The organism is Francisella adeliensis (assembly GCF_003290445.1).
GTDB classification, from domain to species: domain Bacteria; phylum Pseudomonadota; class Gammaproteobacteria; order Francisellales; family Francisellaceae; genus Francisella; species Francisella adeliensis.
Map to the genome: position 1 here is coordinate 1,194,586 of NZ_CP021781.1, position 25,636 is coordinate 1,220,221.

Sequence of the window (25,636 nt, forward strand, 5' to 3'; positions counted from 1 at the left end):
TAACTTTATATAACTAAAAGTCCCGCCCTAATTGTTTGCTATAATTAGCTTTAATATTTATTACATTACTTACATTTTTCGTGGAAAATATCCTTTTTTTAGAAATTTTTGTGTTTGTGGTATCCGTTATCGGTGGCACAATAGGCTCAATGATTGGTCTTGGTGGTGCTATAATAATTACACCAGCTTTAGTTACTTTCACAAATATTCCTATACATTATGCTATCGGTGCATCTTTAGTTGCTACTATTTGTACATCAACAGCAACATCAATAGTTTCATTAAAATCTCACGGTCTTACTAAAGAGAAGTTAGGATTATTTTTAGCTATTGGTACAGCTATTGGTGCTATATTTGGTGCAAACTTAGCTTTGAGAATGTCTGCAAAACCGTTATATATAGTTTTTGGCTCAATTTTACTTGTCGTTTTAATTCTAAGCTTTAGAAAACGCTCAAATGAAGTTAGTACTAAAGTTCATCCGATGGCTGAAAAACTACAATTAAATGATAGTTACACTATAAAAAACAAGTCTTACAATTATAATATCGAACATCCTATTTGGGGCTTTATAAGCATGTTAGGTGCTGGGTTTATTGGTGGTCTATTAGGTATTGGAGCTGGCTTATTTAAAGTTATCGCTATGGATAAAATAATGAAAGTACCTTTTAAAGTCAGTGCTTCAACGAGCAATTTTATAATGGGGATCACAGGTTTTGCAGCTGCAATTATATATTACACATCAAATAGCATAGATCCGACTATCACCGCCTCTGTTGCACTTGGTGCACTTTTAGGAGCGACTATTGGTTCTAAAGTCATGCCTTTACTGAGTCCAAGCGTACTTAGAACGATGTTTTTTATTGTGGTTTTATTAGCAACTATACAAATGATATCTAAGGGCTTCTGATGACTAAAAGCAAACTTTTCTCAATATTGCTAAAATTGAATTTAACAACAGCAGTTATTTTGCTAATAATTGGCCTTATTTGCCACCTTATGTACAGACAAAGCATATTAGCCTCTCAAATACTTAATATTGGTATTTTGTATATTATATTAATGCCAGTTATAAGAGTTTTTATGGAACTTGGTTATTTCACAAAAAAAAGAAATTACATATATATATCAGTATGCATATCTTTAATTATAGTAATTGCAATAAGTATCGTTTGTTAAGATAGTATATCTTTCTCAAAAATGTTAATATCTTGATAATTAAAATTAATAGACTCTAAGAGCTAAAGACTTATAGAATTATGTTTACTAGTTTATCAGACAAATTAAAACTGTCATTTGACAAATTAAAAGGCCAAACTTCTTTAACAGAAGAAAATGTCCAGTCAGCATTAAGAGACATCAGAGTTTCTCTCTTAGAGGCTGATGTTGCTTTACCGGTTGTAAAGAGCTTTATTGCTAACATCAAGGAAAAAGCATTAGGTGAAGAAGTTAAAAAGAGTTTAACTCCTGATCAAACTTTCGTTTCTTTCGTTAAAAAAGAGCTTGAAAAAGCATTAGGTGAAGAAGCTGTACCAATTAATCTAAAGGCTCAGCCACCAGCAGTTATATTGATGGCTGGTCTACAAGGTGCTGGTAAAACAACTTCTACAGCTAAACTTGCAAAGTATCTTAAAGAACAGCATAAGAAAAAAGTAATGGTTGTTTCTGCTGATATTTATCGCCCTGCTGCGATTGATCAGCTTGAAACTCTAGCTAAAAGTGTTGATGTTGAGTTTTACCCTTCAGATATCTCACAGAAACCTGATTATATAGTTACTCAAGCAATCCAAGCTGCTAAGACTAAATTAATGGATGTTGTGATTGTCGATACAGCTGGTCGTTTACACATAGATGAGTCTATGATGGATGAAATTAAACTTATCCATAAAATTGCTAAACCTGTTGAAACATTCTTTACAGTAGACAGTATGACAGGTCAAGATGCCGCGGTTACAGCAAAAGCATTTAATGATGCTCTAGCTCTAACAGGTATAATTTTGACCAAAACTGACGGTGATGCAAGAGGTGGTGCTGCCCTGTCTATTCGTGAAATTACAGGTAAGCCAATTAAGTTCTTAGGTGTTGGCGAAAAAACCGATGCACTTGAACCATTCCACCCAGATAGGGTTGCCTCTAAGATTATTGGTATGGGAGATGTTCTTAGTCTTATAGAAAGCATAGAGCAAAAAACAGAAAAAGAGTCTGCTCAGAAACTTACCAAAAAGTTAAAGAGTGGTAAGAATTTTGACTTAAATGACTTTAAAGCTCAAATTTCACAAATGAAGAATATCGGTGGTGTTGAGTCAATAATGTCTAAATTACCAAATATGCCAGCAAATATGCCAGGTAATATTGGTGATGATATGTTTAAGAAAATTGAAGCATTGATAGATTCAATGACTCCACTAGAAAGAAAAAAACCAGAATTAATAAAACATAGCCGAAAGCAAAGAATTATAAAAGGTTCAGGTACTACTATTCAAGATTTGAATAAATTACTCCAACAACACACTCAAATGAAAAAAATGATGAAATCAGTTGTTGGCAAAAAAGGTGGTATGGCCAATATGATGAAAAGAATGGCTGGCATGCAAGGCATGGGAAATATGGCAAACCTACTAGGTAAAAGATAATTAGACTATAAAGGAATAAACATTAATGATTGGCGATAAAAATTTTGATAAAGTTTCAAATATAAATATAAAAAAGGAAAAAGTATTGATTCCTGCAGAAGTACTAATTCAAGAGACTCCTCTTTTAAAGGGTTCTTTTCAAACTGTTAAAAAATCTCGTACAGAGATAGCTGAAGTTATCCATGGTAAAGATGACAGAGTTGTAGTTGTAGTTGGACCGTGCTCTATTCATGACACTGATGCGGCAATTGAGTATGCTAAAAAACTTAAAGCTCAAGTTAAGAAGTTTGAAAAAGAAATCATTATCGTAATGAGAGTATATTTTGAAAAACCTCGTACTACTGTTGGATGGAAAGGTCTAATTAATGACCCTGATCTTGATGATTCTTTTAATATTAATAAAGGTCTAAGACTAGCTCGTAACTTATTATCAGATCTTACAGATATGGGATTACCATGTGCAACTGAATTTTTAGATGTAATCACCCCTCAATATTTTGCTGAGCTAATTTCATGGGGAGCAATTGGTGCTAGAACTGTTGAAAGCCAAGTTCATAGAGAATTAGCTTCTGGTCTATCAGCATCTATCGGTTTCAAAAATGCTACTAATGGTGATGTTCAAGTTGCTGTAGATGCTATCAAGTCAGCGACATATTCACACCACTTTTTAAGTACAACCAAATCTGGTTCTACGGCTATATTTGAAACTAAAGGAAATCCTAACGGTCATGTGATACTTCGTGGCGGTGCTTCTGGACCTAACTTCAGTAAGGAGCATGTTGATGAATGTATAGCTAAACTTAAAAAATCAGGGATTGACTCAAAGGTTATGATTGACTGTAGCCATGGTAATAGTCAAAAAGATCATACTAAACAAAACTCTGTTTTAGAGAATATTTGTGAACAAATTAAAGTTAGTGATGATATCTTTGGTGTAATGATTGAAAGTAACCTAGTTGCTGGTAATCAAGATATAAATACTAAACCTCTAACATATGGTCAAAGTGTTACAGATAAATGTGTTGATTTTGATGAAACTGTTAAAATGCTAGAAATGCTAGCAAATGCAGTAAAAGCAAAACGTAATTCTCAAGAGAAAAAAATCACTAAAGAAGAATCTCAATTTTCTTTACTATAGATCTTTAATTAAAAAAACCTTCTTTAAAAGCTATTCATATTCTTTAGTAATATATCTTCCTACATTTTTATCTTTGGTAACATTATTACAAACAAATGTAGGCAGTGAGCCCATAACTAAAAACTCATGAATTAAATCATTCATGTATTGATTTAAAGCCCCTTTGAACAACCAATCTCTTTTATACCGTGAATAAGTAATATTTTTTTGTAATGAATTTCAATTATTATGTTAGTGCTAAATTCATTAATTGACTTCCTTGACATACAGCTCCTGTATTATGAATACTAATAACAGTACCACTATAAGGTATTTTCAATTCTTTTCTGATCATAGTCGATGTTTGAATATATTGCCCGATTACTTCACCAGCTTTAAATGAATCACCGGCCTTTATAAACCATTCATATAAACCACCCTCTATAGCTTTGATGTGTTTATAGTTAGATATATTCGTATGTATAATTTTTTCATGCAAAAGGTTAGTTTCAAATGGCGAGTCAATAATGTTTTTGTGGTGGAGATAGTTCAGTACCCCTTGAGTTTGCATTTTAGCATCTGCAAAATTGATATATTCTTCTGAGCCTAGCTCTAAAGTGTACCCTTCTTTTAGAACCTCTTCATCTCTACCTAGTTCTTTAAATGCATGAGATAAATGCCACCACGGACAAAATATAGCTTCATCTAAAGCACCTTCCGCTTTATTATTATCAATTACAAGAGTATGCTTGTAACCAAATTTTTCTGCCATTTTTTTAGCAAATTCTGCAGTATAAACATAGGTTGTTGCATCAGTATCTGTATGTAAATCTAAAACAAAATCAGCTTTTTGAGCTTCTTGTTGTGCTATTAAGTTTAATCTTCTAGCTCTTGATAGCTCCCACTCATTTGATAGCTCTTCAGATATTTTTTCCTGTAATAACTTCTCAAATGCTTTTTTATAGTCTGTTGTGCTTGAGTTTATATGCTTTTCTGCAAAACTTTTATAGTCAATTTTAGGGTAATGATAGTATCTATTAAAGTTATCTCCTGTTGCAGAGTCAAACCTACCTTGATGACCTGCTCCTATAAATAAATCTTTACCAATAGGATTACACTGAGGTATCAGATAAATATCTCCTTTAGGCTGATACTTATTAAAATACTCTAAAAGTTCAATCATTACTGTATTACCTTGCAATTCAGAGGCATGCATACTTGCTTGCATATACACTGTTGGAGAGTTTTTATCGCTTCCTTTAATTGTAATTTTTTCGATAGAAATATCTTCTCCTGTAGAGGATTGACTAACGTTGATCTTTTCTTTTGAAATATAACTTTGCATAACTAGCTACTTGTTTAAGACGTTTTAATTTTATAATAATTTATCACATTTAATTGATTTTACATAATTCTACTATAGACAATTACATAGCAATTCTAAAATGATAAAATAACTATAAGATTTCACTAAACTTTAACTAAAATGATCAAAGTTACTTCATTTAACGCAAATGGTATCCGTGCAGCTACTCGTAAGGGTTTTTGGGATTGGTTCAAAACTCAAGATATCGACTTTTTATGTATCCAAGAAACAAAGGCTCAATTTCATCAACTTGAGGGAGATAGTCAGTACTTCCCCGAAGGTTATCATTATGACTTTAAAGATGCTGTTAAAAAAGGCTATAGTGGTACTGCTATTTATGCAAAGAAAAAACCTCTAAAAGTTATCAAAGAGCTTGGGTTTGACTGGGCTGATAATGAAGGTCGTTATATTCAATTTGATTATGAGAATTTTAGTGTTGCTAGTCTATACCTCCCAAGTGGCTCTAGTGGTGATGTCCGTCAAGAATACAAAATGCAATTTCTTGAGAAATACAAAGAAATCCTAAAAGAGCAAATAGCTTCTGGTCGTGATTTTATCGTTTGTGGCGATTTTAATATCGTCCATAAAGAGATAGATATCAAAAACTGGAAACCTAACTATGGCAAGACTTCTGGAGTATTACCCGAAGAGCAAGAATGGTTGGATCATATATTTGATGATTTGGGTTGGGTAGATAGTTTCAGAGTAGTTAATCATGAACCATTACAATATACTTGGTGGTCAAATCGTGGACAAGCTCGTGCAAATAATGTCGGCTGGCGTATTGACTATCAAATAGCTACGCAAAACCTAAAAGATAAAGTAGTTACCGGCTCAGAGTATGTCTATAAAGAAAACTGGTTTTCTGATCATGCTCCGCTGACAATTAGTTATGATTATGAAGTGTAATCTATAACGGGAGTTTATAAAATGGATAATAAAATAGTTTTAATCACAGGTGCAACAAAAGGAATTGGACAAGCCACAAGCGTATATTTAAACAATCAGGGTTGGCAAGTCATTGGAATAGCAAGGTCTTATATTGATAATTTTCCCGGAGAACTTTTCCTATGTGATTTAGCTGATGAAAATCAAACAGCATCAACAATTGCTCAAATAAATAACCTTCATGGATGTCCCAACGCTATTATTAATAATGTTGGAATAGCTATTCCAGAACCATTGGGAAAAATTTCTATTTCAGCACTTAATGATGTCTATAATTTAAATGTTAGGAGTGCTGTACAAGTATCACAGTTTTTTATTGAAAAAATGAAACTAAAAGAACAATGCCAAATTATTAATATTGCAAGTAGAGCTATCTTTGGAGTTAAAAATCGTACCAGTTATTCCGCTGCAAAATCTGCTTTGGTTGGATGTACTAAAACTTGGGCTCTAGAGCTTGCTAAGTATGGGATATGTGTAAATGCTATAGCTCCGGGTCCAGTAGATACTGAATTATTTAGAAAAACTAGACCTATTGGTAGCAAAGAAGAAAAGGAAGTTTTAGATTCTATCCCTATGATGCGTATAGGCAAGCCTGAAGAAATAGCTGCAACAATAGCTTTTCTCCTGTCAAAAGAAGCATCTTTTATAACTGGACAAGTTATTTGTGTCGATGGTGGTGGAAGCCTATAACTTTAATAAAACATAAAATATGCCAAACGCTTATATATTCTCAGGTCTACCAGGAGTAGGCAAAACAACTTTAGCAAAGCAACTAGCTCAAGCTATACCTAATACTATCTACTATAGAGTAGACACGGTCGAATATTATCTAAAAAAAGCGTATTCACAAGAACTGACAAAACAAGGCTATGAGCTAGTCTATTATCAAGCGAGAGAAAATTTAGAGCTTGGTAAAAATGTAATTATAGATTGTTGTAATCCTGTTATAGAATCTCGAAAACTTTGGGCTCAATTAGCAAACATTAACTCTACTGAAATAATTAATATTGAAGTTGTGTGTAAAAACAAACAAACTCATCAAAATAGAGTAGAAACAAGATATAATATTAATGAAAATAAATATCCTTCTTGGGAGGATGTATTAGATAAAGAGTATCAGGCTTGGAATCAAAGTATAATAACAATTGATACCTCTACTAATACTCCACAAGAATTACTTACGACCTTAAATAAAATATCTAAAGGGATATAACAATGCTAAATAAAATAATCTCTAAAACATTAATCGCTTTTTTATTACTTATTCCTATTAGTGCTTTTACAAATGGGCATACACAGTATAGTATATTTTTGATACCCGATAAAAATGCTGAGACATACATAAAAAACTTTAATATAACCCCGTTTATCCAACAATACCCTGTTAGCTTAAATTTATATACAACTAGTTTTAAAAGGTTTTACTTAGAAAGTATTGTTCAACTAGTAAAAAGAATTGCTAATACAACTGAAGAATTTGATATATCTGCAGATCAAATAACAATTAGTGAAGATGGTTTTGTAACATTAAATATTGGTAATGATCATGACTTACAAGGATTATCAAATATTATAATTAGGAACCTAGCAAAAGATCGCTATAAAGACTCTAATATGCCTAGTTGGATAAAATTCCATCCAGCAAAACAAAAATTATTTAATGAATATGGAACTTCAAATGCTTTTGATCAGTTTGAGCCAAATATTAATATCTCAACGATAAATATAAATGACCAAAGTATAAAACAAATGATCGAAGATGATTTTGATAAAACTATTCAATCCTTTAATCAAAAATCTCTAAGCTTTAAAATTATTGGGATTGGATTTGGTTATGCCGATGATAATGGACAAGTTGCAGAAGTCATCAAAAAGTATAATTTTAAAGACACAAAAAATTATTCTTTTGAAAAATCTTAGATGTATATTTTTCTGTAAAAACTTAGAGGAATTGCTTTAGCTTTAAGAATTATTTTAGTCACTAAAACACCTCAAGTAAACAGTGTCAAACCTGAAATCGAAATATAATGAATAAACAAAAATCCTTAGTCATTTATTTAAAGGAATAAAAATAATGAAATTTAAATACAAAAAAATTTTCATAGCTTCATCCTTAGCCGTTCTTGCTGGGTGTGCAAGTAATGTTGATAGCACAAAACATGCAGAATGGGGATATGTTGGTGCAGAAGGTCCAGAGCACTGGGGGGAGCTATCATCAAGCTATAAGCAATGTGATAACGGTAAACAACAATCACCTATAAACATACTGACAACAACTATAGCAAAAACACAAAACAAAGATGAAAAAATAAAATTAGATTATCACCTACATATAGATTCTATCTTAAATAATGGTCATACAATTCAAATACAATTTAAACCAGGTAGTTATCTTGATATAGGCAACGAAAAGTATGAGTTAAAGCAAATGCACTTTCATGCACCAAGTGAAAACTTCTTAGATGGAAAAGAATTTCCGTTTGAAGCCCACTTTGTAAACATTTCTAAAGATGGTAAAATTGCAGTATTAGCATTGTTTTACGAATACAATAAAGAAAAAGATAGCTCTTTTATAAAAGAAATATGGCAGCATATTCCCAAAAAAGTCAACACTACAAACGAGTTTGATTTTACAGTTCATCATGATGATAACCCAATTCCAAATGGTCATCATTCATTTTATGAGTTTACAGGGTCTTTAACAACTCCTCCATGTACTGAGGGTGTAAAATGGGTTGTGTTAAAACAAAAAAATTACATTACTAAAGAACAAGTTAAAATATTTAAAGATACACTTCACTTTGATAATAATAGACCTCTTCAAAAAATAGATAATAGAAAAATCTTATTAGAAGAAGAGTAAAATAAATAAGGAAAAATAATGAAAAATACACATTTTGATGTAATAAGCCTAGGTGGTGGATCTGGCGGAGTTGCTTCTGCTGTACAGGCTGCTAAATTTGGTAAAAAAGTAGCAATTATCGAAAAACTACAACTAGGCGGAACTTGTGTAAACCGTGGTTGCGTACCTAAAAAAGCGATGTTTTATGGTGCTATGATTGCTGAGCAATTAAAGCATGATGTCGCAGGCTATGGTTTTGATGTTGAAGTTAAAGGTTTTAACTGGGCAAAATTAAAAGAAAAAAGAGCTACTTATATTGGTAATATTCACGGTTTTTATGATAGATTGTTAGAAAAATGGAATATCTCTCACTTCAATAACTGGGGCAAATTTGTAGATAATAAAACTATAGAGCTAGATGATGGTACTGTGCTTACCGCTGACAATATATTTATCGCACCAGGTGCTTACCCAATAGTACCAGAAGGTATAGAAGGCTCAGAGCTAGGCATTACTTCTGATGAGTTTTTTGAGCTAGAAAACACGCCCAAGAAAGCTGTGATCGTTGGCGGTGGCTATATTGCTGTAGAAATTGCTGGGGTACTAAATGCTCACGATACTGATACAACCATTATGGTGCGCAGAGACAAGCCTCTTATGGAATTTGATGATGATGTCAGCGATGTATTAGTTGAATGTATGAAGATGACAAATATGAATGTTACGAATCATACAAATATCATAAAAATTGAAAAAACTGGCAATACCCTAAAAATCACTACAGATACAGGCACAGTACTAGAAGATGTAGATACACTAATCTGGGCAACAGGTAGAGCTCCAAACACTCATAATTTAGGAATTGAAAACACTGATATAGAAATAACTAAAAAAGGTATAATCCCTGCTAACGATATGAGTGAAACAAATGTCGATGGAATATACTCTATAGGTGATGCTTCTGGTGTTGCTCAACTTACTCCTGTAGCGATTAAGACAGGTAGATATCTTGCTCGTAGACTTTTTAATGGTGAAACGAATCTAAAAGCTAATCTTAAAAACATACCTACTGTTATATTTTCTCACCCTGCTATTGGTACGGTTGGTTTATCTGAAAAAGAAGCTAGAGCTGAGTATGGTGATGATAATGTGAAAGTCTACAAGTCTCGCTTTACAAACCTATACTGCGCAATATCAGGTCATAGAATGCCTACATTTATGAAGCTAGTTGTAACTGGTGATAATGAAAAAGTCGTAGGTTGTCACATGATTGGCTTAAATGTCGATGAGATGCTACAAGGCTTTGCTGTAGCTATCAATATGGGTGCTACTAAGCAAGATTTTGATGACACAATAGCTATACACCCTACTGCCTCTGAAGAGCTTGTTACTATGGTTTAAAACATAATGAAAGCAGCTAAAAAACAATCTATTATTCATGTATCTATTCTTGTGAAAGAGTATGATGAAGCGATTGATTTTTATACGAATAAACTTGGATTTGAGCTGATAGAAGATACATATCAGCCTGAACAAGATAAAAGGTGGGTATTAGTGTCTCCTAAAAACTCAAATGGTTTTTCTCTATTATTAGCTAAAGCATCCAAGGAGGAGCAAAATAGTTTTATTGGTGATCAAACGGGTGGTCGTGTATTTTTATTTCTCCATACTACTGATTTTTGGGAAGACTATAATAGAATGAGATCTCTAGGCATTGAATTCATACGACCTCCCTCTGAAGAAAAATATGGATTAGTTGCCGTATTTAAAGATTTATATGGAAATTTATGGGACTTATTGCAGTTTAATAATGATAAGTCATAATGTTATTAATTTAAATTACGATGAATCATTGCTACATAGATTGTAATGTTTGACCTCTCAAAACCTTCTTTAAGAGCTAATGATTGTGTTATATTGTAAGTTAGACTTATAGTAACTATTACATCTTAGGGATTACTTATGAAAAAAATCAATGCTACAACAAGGTTCAATACGGTTAGCGAGTCAAAGAATACTGCAGAATACGTGGTTTCAAGATTAGTTGATTTAGGCATAGAACATTCTTTTTCTGTACCAGGAGACTTTGCATTTTCATTCGATCGTGCACTTATTAGTAACTCTAAACTTACAAGTATCATCAATACAAATGAACTAAATGCAAGTTATGCTGCTGATGGCTATGCTAGAGTAAAAGGGGCTGCTATACTCTGTACTACTTATGCCGTTGGTGAGCTAAGTGCTTTAAATGGTGTGATGGGCTCAAAAGCTGAGAATGTGACAGTATTTCATCTTGTTGGCTCACCTAACGATATGGCTGTTGCTAAGCGAAGAGCTGTCCATCATACTTTAGGTGATGGTGAGTTTGGTAACTTTTTCAACATTTCTGCATCGACAGCTTGTGTATCAGCAATTATTACACCAGATAATGCACGCAGAGAAATGAATAGAGTTATTACAGAAGCTTTTAAATATCGTAAGCCTGCCTATATAAGTTTGTCTCTAGATGACGGCTCTAAACCTGTAACAGATATTACACCTGATAATATTGATTGTAGTTACCTAAAAAGCGATCCTAATCAACTAGATAAAGCTTTAGAACTTATTTTACAAAAGTTAACTAATGCTAAAAAAGTTGTAGCTATTCCATCAGTTAAGTTAGATAGATTTGGTATAACAGAAAAAGCAATAAGACTTATTGAAAAACTTAACATCCCTTTTGCTATTATGCCACATGATAAAAGTGTAATATCTGAGCATCATAGTAACTACGCAGGATTTTATGCTGGACTCCTATCAGATAAAGGTACTTCCGAGATAGTTGAAAGTGCAGATTTAGTGTTAAATATCGGTGATGCGTTATGGTCAGACTTTAATACCTCTGGATTTACAAACAATCTTGATATGACAAAGGTTTTAAATCTCGCACCTCTATTTGTAGAAAATGAGAGTAATTATTTCAAGAATATATACCTCGGTGAGCTATTAGATAAATTATTTGATAAAGTTACAGCTATAAATTACATATCATCCTATTCTAAAACACTAGAAAAATCAAAATCAGCTGACGATAGCAAAATCTCCTTAGATGTATTTTATGACAAAATAACTTCATTTTTAGATGATAATAATATTCTTGTTGCAGAAACAGGCTCAACCTCACTTAATATATCTAAATACCCGCTACCATCAAAGGCTAAATACCATAACCAAACACTATGGGGCTCTATAGGTTGGGCAACCCCAGCCACATTGGGTATAGCTTTAGCAAATCCTAATGCTAAAACAGTACTTGTTACAGGTGAAGGTTCTCATCAACTTACACTAAATGACTTAGCTGTAATGGGTCGTTATGACATCAATCCAATAATTTTTTGTATAAATAACGATGGCTATATGGTTGAAAGAGCCTTAGAGTTAGATCCTAATCCTAGCTATGACGATTTAGCTCAAATAAACTATTCAGCCCTACCAACGGTCTTAGGATGCAAAGAATGGCTTAGTATTAAGGTCTCGACCATAACAGAACTTGAAGATGCTTTGTTAAAAGCTAAGACTCATCAAAAAGGTGTGTATATAGAGGTTATAACAGGTAAGTATGATTACGGTGATAATCTTAATTTTTTCAATAGCCATCTTGAAAACATGTATAGTTAGATATATAAGAATGAAGAAGGAAAAACTATGATTTTAACTACAGCTGATACTATAAGCAATCGCGAAGTACTGGAAACTAAAGGGATGGTTACTGGGATCATCGTACGTACCCCTACTATCACACAAGGCATATTGGGCGGCTTAAAAAGCATAATTGGTGGTAGAAACAGCTCTTATACAGACGTCTGTAAAGATGCTAGACTTCATGCCGAACAAGAGATGATAAGTCAAGCAAAAGAGTTAGGTGCAAATGCTATAGTATCAGTTCGTTATGATTCTAGCAGTTTAGGTGGCAGCACCAGTGGTACTGAAGTTTTTTGCTATGGCACTGCCATTATTCTTCGCTAAATAAAATATAAATTAACAACATATTTATCAATATATTTTGTTCTTCATTTTTCTTGTTTTCAATAGATAAATATCTTATGATGAATCTATAGCTTTATCGCTATATATTCAATTAAAGGAGATTCAATAATGATTATTAATGATATTAATAGCTCACCGAGTGCAGGTAGTAGGACGCCATTCTGGGTCTTATGGACCCTTGAGCTATGGGAAAGATTTGGTTACTATGGGCTTCAAGCCATTTTAGCAATTTATTTTGCTAAAAAACTTGGCTTTAGTGATGCAGATGCAATGCTTATATTTGGTTCATTCTCAGCATTACTATATGGTGGCCCACTTATCGGTGGATGGATTGGTGATAGCTATCTAGGTGCTAAAAGAACTATATTTATAGGTGCAGGATTTTTATTTTTATCCTACCTAACACTTAGCTTTGGTGAGACCATAGCAACAGCTATTGGAAGCACCGAAAAAACTGTAGTTATGTATTCTTTAGCTGGTATAGCTATTGGCGGAGGTTTATTTAAGCCAAATCCCACATCTCTAATTTCAAAGATGTTTGAAAAAGGTGATCCAGCTCAAGATGGTGCTATGACACTATATTATATGGCTGTAAATATTGGTTCTTTTGTATCAATGATTATTACACCGATTGTAGCTGCCAAATATGGATATTTACACGCTTTTTTATGTTCTGCAATAGGTATGGCTTTAGGTCTAATCAGTTATACTGTTTTTTACCCTAAAATTTCTAAACTTTCTACAGAAGCCGGCTCACAAAAAATGTCTTGGCTGAAAGTTTTTTCAGTAATAATTGGTTCATTAGTAGCTATTGTTATTGCTGGAAATATTTTAGAAAATACAACTCTATGTACAGCTATCGTTGTTGTGATAGCTCTGCTTGCCGTACTATATTTTTTCATTCAAATGCTTAAGCAATCTGAAAATGAAAGAAAAAGAATGATAGTAGCATTAATACTTATCGTTCAAGGAATTATATTCTTTGTTTTATATCAGCAAATGCCAACCTCTTTAAACTTTTTTGCTGTTAATAATGTTGATCCTTACTTTTTAGGTATGCATGTTCACGGCGAACAATGGCAGGTTTTAAACCCTCTAGTGATATTATTGGTTTCTCCTATATTATCTGTACTTTATAAGAAAGTACCTGGAACACATGTAACTAAATTCTGCTTTGGGATGACACTTTGCGCATTTGCTTTCTTAGTTTTATATTTCCCACAATTTACAGCTACAGATGGTATCGTTTCAGGCTGGTGGTTAGTTATTAGTTACTTCTTCCAGTCTACAGGTGAGCTTCTTATTTCTGCTTTGGGATTATCTATGGTAGCTGAACTATTTCCTCGTAAAATGAGTGGTTTTGCTCTAGGAATGTGGGCTTTGACAACAATGGTTGCAGGCCCTATTGGTGGCTGGGTTGGAGCTCTTACAGCTCCTGCTGAAGGTGCTGTTTTCACTAAAGTTGAAAGTGTTGCAGTTTACGGTCATGTCTTCTTGATGTTAGGAATATTTGTAGCTGTAATTGCTATAATCATGTGGGTAGCTCGTGGTTGGTTAAATGCTATTATAGAAAGCACTCAAGCTCATGTTAAGGCTGAAAATCTTCATAGCATGCATGAAGAACCAGCTAGCTTATACGAATAAGAATCATAAAAAAAACATATACTTACTACATATTCTGTTTATTAACCTCTATTAGAAATTGTTTTATTCCATAAAACTCGCCTGTAGAGGTTTTAACTTTCTCACTAACCTTATATTCTCTCTCAGATTATGGCAAATAGGTAGTCTAGTAACAGCAAAATCTACTAAGGCTTGAGACATAAACTCCTTAGAGATGAATATAGTGATTTGTGTTAGAACTGATGTAAGAAATGTTTTGAGATTTAGCTACTAAAGAATAGTTAGCTTATTTTAACCTAAAACAGATTTAAAACTGTTATTTTATATTACTCATAACGCCAAACTAAAATTTATTAGGTAGGACTCTAAACTGTCGGCTTTTTAACTCTTGTAGATTTATTATCATTTATTTTTTTCTTAATTTTCTTAGAAAAATCTTTATTATGAACTGATGGTTTTCTACCTTTATTTGCTCGTTTTGCAGCAATTATTTTAACCTCATCTATTTTCTTAACTTTTGTCTTTTTTGACATACTTGTTACAGGCACACTATGAGTAGCCTCAAAACCTTCAAGCTCTTCTCTTGGTAAAAGATGACCGATTAAATGCTCAATATTTGAAAGTGATTCGACTTCATCGGCACTAACCAAAGATATAGCCAAACCATCTTCACCAGCTCGACCTGTACGCCCTATTCTATGCACATAGTCCTCTGCAACATTAGGCAGATCTAAATTTATCACACAAGGAAGCTGAGCTATATCTATGCCTCTAGCAGCTATATCTGTTGCAACAAGTACTGTTATTTCTTTAGATTTGAAATCAGCTAACGCTTTAGTTCTAGCCCCTTGGCTTTTGTTACCATGAATAGCACTACTAGAAATATCTGCTTTATTTAATTTTTCAGCAATTTTGTTAGCACCATGTTTAGTACGAGAAAACACCAAAACTTGATGTAAATTTTGCTCTTGTATTAAACTAATTAAAGCATTTGTTTTTTTTGCCTTATCTACAGTATATATTTTTTGTGTAATTTTCTTTACTGTAGTATTTACAACATCTGCTGATACTGATTTTGGGTGAAATAAAAACTCACTAGCTAACTTTTTAATTTCTGGAGAAAAAGTTGCTGAAAACATTAATGTTTGAATTTTTTTAGGTAGTAGCTTATGGATTCTTTTCAAATCATGGATAAACCCCATATCAAGCATTCTATCAGCTTCATCTAACACTAAAGTAGTCAGCTTATCAAATCTTACAGCATTTTGACCATATAAATCTAAAAGTCGACCTGGTGTTGCTATCAAAACTTCAACACCTTTTCTTAGTTTCATCATTTGAGGATTTATACTCACTCCACCAAATACAACTGCTGAACGAATATGAGTATTTGCAGCATATAAGCTAACTTGATCTTGAATCTGAGCTGCTAATTCACGCGTCGGTGTAAGCACAAGTACTTTTATAGTATTTGTAGTCGCTTTTGGTTGATCTAGTAATTTTTGTATTATTGGTAGTGTAAAACCTGCAGTCTTACCCGTACCTGTTTGAGCTGATGCCATTAAATCGTTGTTTTTTAACACTAATGGAATCGCTTTTGCTTGAATCGGTGTTGGTTTTGTATAACCTTTGTTCTCTAATGCTTCACAGATTGAAGAGGATAGACCTAAGTCAGAAAATTTCATTTTTTATTTTAACCTATATTGTTTTTAACATTGCTATATTAACACTAATAAGTATTTTTTACTCTATAAACATTATCTATTAGTATAATTAGTTTGAGATATTTATTTAGATAAAAAGATTGGAAAACTGGAGAGATATTTATTTATTTAAGCCTAACTTATAAGATTTATACTCTTCTTGGACACTATCTGCAGGCTTACCTGTAACCAAGCTAAAAACAATAATAGATATACAACTTAAAGTAAATGCTGGAACCATTGAATAAACCTTAAACCATCCACCAAAGTCCTCAAAGAATGGCCATATTACAACTATTACAGAACCCACTATTATTCCAACAATAGCTCCATATTTGTTCATTCTTGACCAGAAAAGTGAAAATATAATAACTGCACCAAATGAACTACCTAATCCTGCCCAAGCATAACTAACTAGATTTAAAATACTACTATCTGGGTTGTAAGATATTATTATTGCTACAATAGTTACAATAAATACTATAAGCCTACTTACATTTAGCTGCTCACGATGCGATGCATTTTTTCTAATAAACTTAGCATATACATCTACAGAAAATGCACTTGATAATGACAATAGTTGTGCTGATGATGTACTCATAACAGCAGATAATACAGCCGCTAGTAAAACACCTTCTATCCATGGGTTAAAAAATACTGCTGATAATTTCAAGAATATAGCTTCTGGATTTGATATACCATCTGTATAATAAGCAGCTCCTAAAATACCTACACAAGCTGCACCTATAAGAGCTAATATCATCCAGATCATGCAAATCCACATTGCTTTAGGAGTTTTATTTGGATCTTTTATAGCCATAAATCTTACTATAATGTGAGGTTGACCAAAATAGCCTAATCCCCAAGCTAATAATGAGACGATAGTTATGAGAGGGATTCCGGAAGTTATATCATAAAAACCTTCTATTTTTATATTTGATATAGCTCCTACAACATCAACATTACCAAACTCAAAGTACACACATAATGGCACCATAATTAAAGCCAAAAGCATTAAAGTACCTTGAAAGAAATCTATCCATGCAATAGCTAAAAAACCACCTACACATGTATAAGTGAATATTATAATTGCTGTAAAGATAAGAGCTTCATGGTATGAAATATGGAACATAGAGCTAAATAAAACACCTCCTGAGACAAAACCCGCACCAATATATATTGTAAAAAATACAACAGTAACAAGAGCTGTCAGTGATCTAAGGATATTAGTTTTATCATGAAATCTGTTTTCAAAGTACTCAGGAATAGTAATAGAGTCTTTAGCTATTTCTGTATAGACTCTAAGTCTTTTAGCTACTACTCCCCAATTTACAAAGGCTCCTATAGTTAAGCCTAGTGGCAACCATACTTGATTTAATCCTGAAACCATAAAAGCTCCTGGTAATGCAAGAAGTAGCCAAGACCCCATGTCAGAAGCACCTGCTCCTAATGCAGCTATTGGAGCACTAAGAGATCTCCCGCCAAGCATATAGTCAGAAACTTTTTTTGTTTGAAAGTAAGAATATATTCCTATAGCAAAAATAATTGCTATATAAATAATAAATGTAAGCCAGAGAATATTAGTTTCACTCATGTAATAATAATGATTTAGTTAAACACCAAGGTATAAGCTAACACTTCTAAAAAGATTTTTAAAGCATATAAACGCTTTTTAATTTGATTTTAACTCAAAATAAACATGTCTATTTCATAAAGAAAATTTAACAATTTACTAGAAAAATATTTGCTACAATTATCATATTGAATAAACTTCACGATAATACTATGAAAGAATATGGTAAAAAATTTAGAAAAAAGGCTATTCTATTAGTAAACCTAGGAACGCCAGAATCATGTGATGCTAGGTCCATAAAAAAATATCTTAAAGAATTCCTATCTGATCCGCGTGTAATAGAGGCAAATCTTATTCTTTGGAAAATAGTTTTAAATCTTATTATATTGCCAATTCGTTCAAAGAAAAATGTCCATACCTATGGTGCCGTTTGGAATAAAGAATATGATAAATCACCTCTTCTACTTTATACAGAAAATCTAGCTAAAAGTTTAGATAACGAATTAGATGATTATATAGTTGATTGTGCAATGAGATATGGACAACCAAGCATAGAGAGCAAAATTAAAAGCTTACAAGAGCAAGGTGCTACCGAGATAGCAATATTTCCACTATACCCTCAGTACTCAGCTACTACAACAGCAACTGTTTATGATGAAGTTTATCGTGTTCTTTCTAAAATAAGATGGCAACCTACTATCAAAAGTATAAACCCTTATTACGATAACAAGTATCATATCGAAACAATATCTAACCAGATTAAAGGATACATATCTCAATTAGACTTTACACCGGATACTGTTTTATTTTCATTCCATGGTTTACCAAAAGAATACTTTGCTAAAGGCGACCCATACTATTGTCACTGTCATAAAACATATAGATTAGTAAAAGAGACTCTTGAGAATGAGTATAAGAACACTAAATTTGAACTATCTTTTCAATCTCGTTTTGGGCCTAAGAAATGGCTTGAGCCTTATACATCGGTAAAGTTAGAAGAGTTTGCTAAAGAAAATCAAAAAGTAGTAGTCATAGCTCCAGGGTTTAGTGTCGATTGCCTAGAAACTTTAGAAGAACTAGCACTTGCAGAAAAGCAAGATTTCTTAGCTAAAGGCGGTAAAAAATTTAGTCTTATACCTTGCCTTAATGACTCTCAAGAACATATTCAAATGCTAAAAAACATCTTACAACAAGAATTATGAAAAAAATCGCACTACATTGGTTTAGACAAGACCTTAGATTAATTGACAACCCTAGCCTTACTTATGCTAGTGAAGCTGATGAAACTATAGCTATATATATTCATGATGATAAAGTAGAAATTGGTGGTGCTAGCAAACTTTGGTTACATCATTCACTAATATCTTTAGATAAATCACTCGATAATAATCTAAATATGTATAGTGGTAAGCCTATCGAGATTATAAAAAACCTCATAAAAGACTACAATATTACCGATGTTTATTGGAACAGGTGCTACGATAAACATAGCATTGCTCGTGACACTGAAATCAAAAAGTTTCTCGAAGAAAGTGATATCAATGTAAAAAGCTTTAACGGTAGTCTTTTAATGGAGCCTTGGCAATGTACTAAGGATGATGGTACACACTATAAAATTTATACCCCTTTCTATAAAGCTTTAATGAGAACTAGAGCGCATAAGCCCACATTACCTAAACCAACATTTCAAAGGCTTACCAAAACATCAGATGATATAAATATTGCAGATTTAAAACTCCTTGAGCCAATTCTAGATTGGCAGGATATAATCAAGCAATGGCAAGTTGGTGAAGATGCAGCTATCTCAAAATTAGAATCATTTTTAGATGATAAAGTAAGTGTATATAAAAAATCTCGTGATTTCATGTCAGATAATGCGACAAGTACCCTTTCACCTCATTTACATTTCGGTGAAATTTCTCCTAACCAAATTTTTAATGCTGTTTATAGTCTTGAACATATTGGAGATAATGAAGAACATTTTATCAAAGAAGTTGTTTGGCGAGACTTTAGTTACTACCAAATATTTTACTATCCTGAATTAGCTGATGAAAATATCAATAAAAAATTTGATAGCTTTGCTTGGGAGAATGATGACTCTAAGCTTAAAGCGTGGCAACAGGGTCAAACAGGTATACCTATAGTTGATGCTGGAATGCGTGAACTTTGGCAAACAGGCTATATGCACAATCGTGTAAGAATGATAGTTGCTAGCTTTTTAATTAAAAACTGTCTTATACACTGGAAGAAAGGTGAACAATGGTTCTTCGACACTCTCTTTGATGCTGACTTTGCTAGTAATAATGCAAACTGGCAATGGGTCGCAGGCTGTGGACTTGATGCTGCCCCTTACTTTAGAATATTTAATCCAGTACTACAGTCTGAAAAGTTTAATGCTTTTGAATATATTCGTAAATATGTCCCAGAGCTAAAACTTTTACCAAATAAACTAATTACAAAACCTTGGGAGGCAAGCGAGTTAATGTTAAAAGAAGCTGGTATTATTTTAGGTGATAACTATCCTCACCCTATAGCTGACTTGAAGGCTAGTCGTGAGAAAGCATTAGTTTTACATAAAAGACTCAGTTAAAACTCCAACTTTATAAAATGACTATACTTTTCACCTTTATTTAGTCTCATTGGATGATTAGTATAGTCACCATCAAAAGCACCTACAAACTGTGGTTCAAAACAGATAGCATCATATTGCTTAAGTACTTTACCGTTAGATAGTGTATGTCCTCGACTAAAATTACAAGTATATATCTGCATCGCAGGATACGAGCTAGAAACTTTCAACCTCCTTCCACTACTTTGATCTTCAAGCACAACTTCGCCATCAACTATATAACAATGATCAATACCTCCTCGACTAAAATAATTAGAATCTTGATACTTTAACTTACCTCCTATTCTAGATTTAACATTAAAATCCATTTCACTAGGAAGACCGATTATTTCTTTAGGTATCATCATTTCATCAATGTTAACAAACTCAGTAGCTTCAACTCTCAAGTCATGATTTTCTATTGTAGTTTTATAATTACCTGAAAGGTTATAGTGGCTGTGGTTTGTTATATTTAGTACAGTATCTTCATCTGATATTGCATCAAAACTAATTATCAAAGATTTCTCAAGTAACTCATAAGTTACTGCTAGAGATATATTACCAGGGAAACTATCCTTCTTAGATAATTGTACAGTCTCAAACCTGACTTTATTATCTGCTAGAAATCTATAGTTAAAATGTTGCAAATTCAAGCCATTACTCCCACCGTGAAGAGTATGTTTGTCTTGAAAATTTTTATCTAAATTAGATATTTTTTTATCAAGGTGAATTTGAGCATCTTTAATTCTACCAGCAACTCTACCAACTGTTGCACCAAAATATGATGGATTTGTTGCATACTCTTGAATATCTTGATACTGCAAAACTATATCTTCTAACTGGCCTTTTTTACCCTTAGTTTTTAATGAATAAACTAAAGCTCCTAAATCCAAAAGTATTAATTCTACATTCTCATTTTTAAGCGTTATAAGATTACATGTCTTATCTGCTATCTTAACTTGTTTTTCTTCCATTTCATCTCCTTTGCAAAATCTAAAATCTCTGTAGCGACTTGTTGCTTAGATACATTCACACACTCTTTAGTAATACTATTTGAAATAATTGTAACAGTTGAATTATCGTTACCAAACACTGCTGTAGAGTTTGCAACTATCATATTTAGATTTTTCTTTACTAATTTACCTTTCGCATACTCTATAAGATTCTCTGATTCAGCAGCAAAACCTATAGCAAATATATTGGGGTATTCTTTCTTACAGTTTGCTAATACATCGGGGTTTTTAACGAACTCAAGCACTAAATTATCATCTTTAGTTTTTTTAATTTTATTTGTGAACTTATCTTTGATTTTATAGTCTGCAACAGCAGCACAACCTATAAATATATCTGCGTTTTCACAAGACTCTAACATTGCTTGATTCATACTATCAGCACTTGGAGTATCTAACACAGTCAATCCTGGATGAGTAATATTCAAATCAACTGTCACTTTTGCTTTAAGTACAGTAACACTCGCACCTCTAGCTAAAAGTTCTTCCACTAAGGCAAGGCCCATCTTACCGGAACTATAGTTTGATAAGTATCTTACTCCATCAATATCCTCAACTGTAGCTCCAACAGTTATCACTGCTTTTTTATCTGCAAAATCTTGATTAGCCGACTTCATTTGAAAACATTTAAAAAGTTCTTCAGGCTCAACTAAACGCCCTCCACCAACATCTCCACAAGCCTGTACACCAGCACCCGGATTAATGATATTAAAACCCAAACTATTAAGCTTTGAAATATTTTGTTGGGTTAACTGGTTATTCCACATGTTCATATTCATTGCTGGAGCTATATAAACTTTAGAGTTATCATCATTTGCGAGTAAGCTTTGACTTAGTAAATCATCAGCTAGACCATAAGCAAATTTTGTTATAGAATTTGCAGATGCTGGAACTATAAGAATTTTATCAGCCCACCTAGGTAGATTTATATGTGACATCGCTTGCTCATAAGAAAGCATATCTAAGCTTTCATCAGTATATACGTCACAACCTAAAGCAACTAAAAGCTCTGGCTTAATAAACTGGCAAGCACCTTTTGTAATTATAGCTTTACACTCTATGCCATCTTTTATAAAAAGCCTAATTAATAATACAGTTTTATATGCTGAAACACTTCCAGTTATACCAAATAATATTTTTTTCATGACTTTAATTCTTTATTAGAATTTTTTTACGCTTGTAACTAAATATTATCACTAATACCATGATAGCGATAGCGATAGCCATGATATTTATATTAGTCCTAAATATTTGCTCATTAGAAATCCAACTTGCAAATATTAATCCAAAAAATATACTACTAGTTCTACCTAACGCAAATATCATATTAGTAGCTAATGAACGCACTTCTGTTGGAAATTCTGTAGCTGCATATTGAGCCCACATAATATTATATCCACCACCAATAAATCCAATAGTAATCCCATAGATAAAAATAGTATCTGCAGAAACATATTTATACATAAATATACTTACTAAAAACACCATAATATTTATGATGAAAAATAAACTTGGAGATTTAAAATATTGATTATAAAAACCACTAGCTATACAACTTATTATATTTCCAGCAAAGAAACCAAATAAAAACATCTTTACTAATGTTGCAAAATTCATATCATTTGCGATGAACTTGACCAAAGCAAACATCACAGTTATTGTAAAAAAATACGGAATTGTAATCAAAAAATTAAGTAACAACGGTTTGCAATAATTTTTAAACAAGTAAAAAACATTACCTGCTTTTTTAATGTCATCAGTTTTATACAACTCTATAAATGCTGGAGACTCCTCTAGTATTTTTCTAAAACAGAATATTATAAGTCCAGAAGTTCCACCAAAGATAAACATTATCTTATATGAGAAAACTCCTAGTAATGTTGCTGTTATTCCACCAAACACACCTAATATATATAATAAACTCATACCCCAAGCAGCTACTTTACGAGGGAAAAATTCTACAATCAATACTGTAGAAACAGCAAACTCACTAGCTAAGCCAAGATAAGACAAAAATCTTAACCCCATAAACATATAAATATTAGTAACAAATATAGCAACTATAGTTGTTACTGAGTAAAGCAAGATACTATACTTAATAACGGTAATACGACCAAACCTATCAGCTAAAGCACCAAATAATAATGCTCCAACTAGAATCCCAGCCATTTGTATATTATTTATTGTAAAGTACATCTTTTGGATACTTATCGAATCTAATATCCCAAATTGATTTTTGAACAAATCAACATAAGACACACTCATTACTGTGAGATCATAAAAATCAATAAAATATCCTAAACATAAGACAAGTAAAATCCATTTAGAGCTTTTATTCATAATTGAATTTTTTAAAAAAGAAATTAGACTGTATTATATTGATTAAGTTAATATATAACTAGAAAAACTTATAGGTTTACACTAAATCTAAACAAAAATTTGATATTAGTCAACAATGATATTTTTATCATTTGCTGTTTTTTTACAGAATGCAATATACCTTTTATCAGTAACAAACCAATAAAATATTGCTCCTACAAATCCTTCAAAAACATAGTGGTCAATTGGTGATACAATCGCAATAAATATAATAAACGGTAGAACCAATGGCAATAGACTCCTTAAACCTATTCTTCTATACTCAAGGCTACCATAAATAGTCATTAAGATTATTAATATAGCACTCATATGAACATTAGTTTCAATTTCTACTGTATTAAGTAGCAGTGTTAATATTACAAAAACTACTAAACCGAATATTCTAGTACGAGGAGCTAGTGCGCCCATACTAATTGGAGCTGCCATATAACCAATAATATGGAAACCTGTGACAACAAGCATTAAAGCTGTCCAGTTATTAGAGAATAATAAGAAAAAGCCCGATAATAAAAAGTTTGCTACCAATGATCTTCTTGAAATATTAACCTTCGGAGTAATCTTGGCAAAAAATCTAGGAACTTGACCTTCAGCAGACATCGCATAAAGCATTCTTGAAGATGCTCCTAAGTAGATATAACCTGTTGCTGATGGGCTTACAATACTATCAACTATCAATAGTACAGATATATAACCAAGGCCAAGCATCATCGCTAATTGTAATAATGGAGACTCAAAATCTAATCCAGCCCAACCACCTTTTTGAACAAGGTAATCATGTGGTACTGCTTGCATGAATGCATATTGAAGTCCTAAATATAATGCTAAAACTAATAGTAATGCTATAAAGATAGCTAACGGTACATTTCTACCTGGATTTTTAACTTCACTAGCATAAGAAACTACTGTTTGGAAACCATTAAAAGTATAAATCAAACCACCGCCAACGATAGCTGTAAGAGCTGAGTGAAATCCAAACTGACTATTCCCAGGAATATCATCTGCAAACATACTTACATGGTCAGAACTATGTGTTATTGCATAAGCTACAAAAATTATAACTATAAGTACCGGTACAACCATCTTAAATACTGTAATACCATTATTAATCTTAGCAAGAAATTTAACCCCATAGAAGTTTATAAATAAATAAACTACTAATATAAATAAAGCAAATGCTGTACCTGCTAATGTCAAATCACCATCTGTCATTAACCAATCCATGCTTTTAACCCCGGCTAAATACTGTGTAGTCGCTAATGCTTCTGATGATATCACCACCACAACACCAAACCAGTTTGCAAAAGCAAAAGGCATTGCAAATACATTGTTATGTGAAATAGCACTTGAGCGTGTTGTTGCTCCACGTACAGGATACATAGATACCACTTTACCTAAACAAAGCGCTATCATTAAAATAAGTATTGCTGCTAGTATCCATGCCAAAAATGCCCAATTACCTGCATTTCTAGCAGTAAGCTGGGCGCTAAAAAGCCACCCCGAACCAACCATCGATGTCGCACCAACCAGTACCGCACTGAAAAGCGACATCTTTTTAGAATTATCATTCATAACTTTATCCTTTTAGATTATTTTAAATAATGAGTTATTATAAGTTCAAAGAGTTTTATTTGTTTTAGTTTTGATAAAAATAAAACATAATAAAAAACACCTATCATCATAAACTATCACTAAAATTTTAACATTTCAATGATTTATAACCTTAAATAACCAACCTTTTTAGCAAATACAGTCTTGAAAGAAAAATGAACGAATAAGATGAAAGATAGATTTAACTAATATACCCTCAAAT

Annotated in this window: 23 protein-coding genes; 16 read left to right on the forward strand and 7 right to left on the reverse strand. The window is 32.5% G+C overall.

Annotated features, from left to right (window positions below):
• Nucleotides 1-80 precede the first annotated feature (80 nt).
• The 4 genes from CDH04_RS05790 to CDH04_RS05805 all read left to right on the forward strand — a co-directional run bounded on the left by CDH04_RS05790 (nucleotide 81) and on the right by CDH04_RS05805 (nucleotide 3,769).
• Nucleotides 81-908, forward strand: a complete 828-nt coding sequence (locus tag CDH04_RS05790; protein ID WP_112870130.1) for a sulfite exporter TauE/SafE family protein — start codon at nucleotides 81-83, stop codon at nucleotides 906-908.
• Between the two features lie 89 nt (nucleotides 909-997).
• Nucleotides 998-1,177, forward strand: a complete 180-nt coding sequence (locus tag CDH04_RS10130; RefSeq protein WP_409254765.1) for a DUF1634 domain-containing protein — start codon at nucleotides 998-1,000, stop codon at nucleotides 1,175-1,177.
• An 80-nt stretch (nucleotides 1,178-1,257) separates the two neighbouring features.
• Nucleotides 1,258-2,631: a signal recognition particle protein gene (gene ffh, locus CDH04_RS05800; protein ID WP_112870132.1), complete on the forward strand. Its 1,374-nt coding sequence runs from the start codon at nucleotides 1,258-1,260 to the stop codon at nucleotides 2,629-2,631.
• A gap of 25 nt (nucleotides 2,632-2,656) precedes the next feature.
• Nucleotides 2,657-3,769 carry a 3-deoxy-7-phosphoheptulonate synthase gene (locus tag CDH04_RS05805; protein ID WP_112870133.1) on the forward strand — a complete coding sequence of 371 codons (1,113 nt, stop codon included), beginning with the start codon at nucleotides 2,657-2,659 and terminating at the stop codon, nucleotides 3,767-3,769.
• A gap of 226 nt (nucleotides 3,770-3,995) precedes the next feature.
• Here the strand turns inward: CDH04_RS05805 and CDH04_RS05810 are convergent, their stop codons facing one another.
• On the reverse strand, nucleotides 3,996-5,093 hold the full coding sequence (locus CDH04_RS05810) for a M14 family zinc carboxypeptidase (RefSeq protein WP_112870134.1): 1,098 nt from the start codon (nucleotides 5,091-5,093) through the stop codon (nucleotides 3,996-3,998).
• Between the two features lie 141 nt (nucleotides 5,094-5,234).
• Between CDH04_RS05810 and CDH04_RS05815 the strand changes: the two genes are divergently transcribed.
• The 10 genes from CDH04_RS05815 (at nucleotide 5,235) to CDH04_RS05860 (ending at nucleotide 14,574) form a co-directional block, all read left to right on the forward strand.
• Nucleotides 5,235-6,023 carry an exodeoxyribonuclease III gene (locus CDH04_RS05815; RefSeq protein ID WP_112870135.1) on the forward strand — a complete coding sequence of 263 codons (789 nt, stop codon included), beginning with the start codon at nucleotides 5,235-5,237 and terminating at the stop codon, nucleotides 6,021-6,023.
• A gap of 21 nt (nucleotides 6,024-6,044) precedes the next feature.
• Complete coding sequence (locus CDH04_RS05820) at nucleotides 6,045-6,752, forward strand: SDR family oxidoreductase (RefSeq protein ID WP_112870136.1); 708 nt, start codon at nucleotides 6,045-6,047, stop codon at nucleotides 6,750-6,752.
• 19 nt (nucleotides 6,753-6,771) lie between these two features.
• Nucleotides 6,772-7,275: a P-loop nucleotide/nucleoside kinase family protein gene (locus CDH04_RS05825; RefSeq protein ID WP_112870137.1), complete on the forward strand. Its 504-nt coding sequence runs from the start codon at nucleotides 6,772-6,774 to the stop codon at nucleotides 7,273-7,275.
• 2 nt (nucleotides 7,276-7,277) lie between these two features.
• A complete protein-coding gene (locus CDH04_RS05830; RefSeq protein ID WP_112870138.1) occupies nucleotides 7,278-7,982 on the forward strand; it encodes a hypothetical protein in 705 nt (234 codons plus the stop codon).
• A gap of 154 nt (nucleotides 7,983-8,136) precedes the next feature.
• Nucleotides 8,137-8,925: a carbonic anhydrase gene (locus CDH04_RS05835; protein WP_112870139.1), complete on the forward strand. Its 789-nt coding sequence runs from the start codon at nucleotides 8,137-8,139 to the stop codon at nucleotides 8,923-8,925.
• A gap of 18 nt (nucleotides 8,926-8,943) precedes the next feature.
• Entirely contained in the window at nucleotides 8,944-10,305 is a 1,362-nt protein-coding gene (gene gorA, locus CDH04_RS05840; protein ID WP_112870140.1) for a glutathione-disulfide reductase, read from the forward strand.
• A gap of 6 nt (nucleotides 10,306-10,311) precedes the next feature.
• The gene (locus CDH04_RS05845) at nucleotides 10,312-10,728 is read left to right on the forward strand and encodes a VOC family protein (RefSeq protein ID WP_112870141.1); all 417 of its coding nucleotides are present in this window, start codon (nucleotides 10,312-10,314) and stop codon (nucleotides 10,726-10,728) included.
• Between the two features lie 138 nt (nucleotides 10,729-10,866).
• A complete protein-coding gene (locus CDH04_RS05850; RefSeq protein WP_112870142.1) occupies nucleotides 10,867-12,561 on the forward strand; it encodes an alpha-keto acid decarboxylase family protein in 1,695 nt (564 codons plus the stop codon).
• A gap of 27 nt (nucleotides 12,562-12,588) precedes the next feature.
• The gene (locus CDH04_RS05855; protein ID WP_112870143.1) at nucleotides 12,589-12,909 is read left to right on the forward strand and encodes a YbjQ family protein; all 321 of its coding nucleotides are present in this window, start codon (nucleotides 12,589-12,591) and stop codon (nucleotides 12,907-12,909) included.
• A gap of 129 nt (nucleotides 12,910-13,038) precedes the next feature.
• Nucleotides 13,039-14,574 (forward strand): oligopeptide:H+ symporter, encoded by a 1,536-nt coding sequence (locus CDH04_RS05860; protein WP_112870144.1) that lies wholly within the window; start codon nucleotides 13,039-13,041, stop codon nucleotides 14,572-14,574.
• A 344-nt stretch (nucleotides 14,575-14,918) separates the two neighbouring features.
• Here CDH04_RS05860 and CDH04_RS05865 read toward each other — a convergent pair whose 3' ends face one another.
• Complete coding sequence (locus tag CDH04_RS05865) at nucleotides 14,919-16,238, reverse strand: DEAD/DEAH box helicase (protein WP_112870145.1); 1,320 nt, start codon at nucleotides 16,236-16,238, stop codon at nucleotides 14,919-14,921.
• A 139-nt stretch (nucleotides 16,239-16,377) separates the two neighbouring features.
• Nucleotides 16,378-17,850 carry a sodium/proline symporter PutP gene (gene putP / locus CDH04_RS05870; protein ID WP_112870146.1) on the reverse strand — a complete coding sequence of 491 codons (1,473 nt, stop codon included), beginning with the start codon at nucleotides 17,848-17,850 and terminating at the stop codon, nucleotides 16,378-16,380.
• A 191-nt stretch (nucleotides 17,851-18,041) separates the two neighbouring features.
• Here putP and hemH point away from each other — a divergent pair, with 191 nt between their 5' ends.
• Nucleotides 18,042-19,031, forward strand: a complete 990-nt coding sequence (gene hemH, locus CDH04_RS05875; protein WP_112870147.1) for a ferrochelatase — start codon at nucleotides 18,042-18,044, stop codon at nucleotides 19,029-19,031.
• Nucleotides 19,025-20,419, forward strand: a complete 1,395-nt coding sequence (locus CDH04_RS05880; RefSeq protein ID WP_112870148.1) for a cryptochrome/photolyase family protein — start codon at nucleotides 19,025-19,027, stop codon at nucleotides 20,417-20,419. Before hemH ends, CDH04_RS05880 begins: the two co-directional genes overlap by 7 nt.
• Here CDH04_RS05880 and CDH04_RS05885 read toward each other — a convergent pair.
• From CDH04_RS05885 to CDH04_RS05900, 4 genes are all read right to left on the reverse strand, one after another.
• Nucleotides 20,416-21,411: an aldose epimerase family protein gene (locus tag CDH04_RS05885; protein ID WP_112870149.1), complete on the reverse strand. Its 996-nt coding sequence runs from the start codon at nucleotides 21,409-21,411 to the stop codon at nucleotides 20,416-20,418. The genes CDH04_RS05880 and CDH04_RS05885 overlap by 4 nt on opposite strands.
• Nucleotides 21,387-22,592 (reverse strand): bifunctional phosphopantothenoylcysteine decarboxylase/phosphopantothenate--cysteine ligase CoaBC, encoded by a 1,206-nt coding sequence (coaBC, locus tag CDH04_RS05890; RefSeq protein ID WP_112870150.1) that lies wholly within the window; start codon nucleotides 22,590-22,592, stop codon nucleotides 21,387-21,389. Before coaBC ends, CDH04_RS05885 begins: the two co-directional genes overlap by 25 nt.
• Nucleotides 22,593-22,596: 4 nt before the next feature.
• The gene (locus tag CDH04_RS05895; RefSeq protein ID WP_112870151.1) at nucleotides 22,597-23,787 is read right to left on the reverse strand and encodes an MFS transporter; all 1,191 of its coding nucleotides are present in this window, start codon (nucleotides 23,785-23,787) and stop codon (nucleotides 22,597-22,599) included.
• Nucleotides 23,788-23,892: 105 nt separating this feature from the next.
• Complete coding sequence (locus tag CDH04_RS05900; RefSeq protein ID WP_112870152.1) at nucleotides 23,893-25,395, reverse strand: APC family permease; 1,503 nt, start codon at nucleotides 25,393-25,395, stop codon at nucleotides 23,893-23,895.
• Nucleotides 25,396-25,636: the final 241 nt, after the last annotated feature.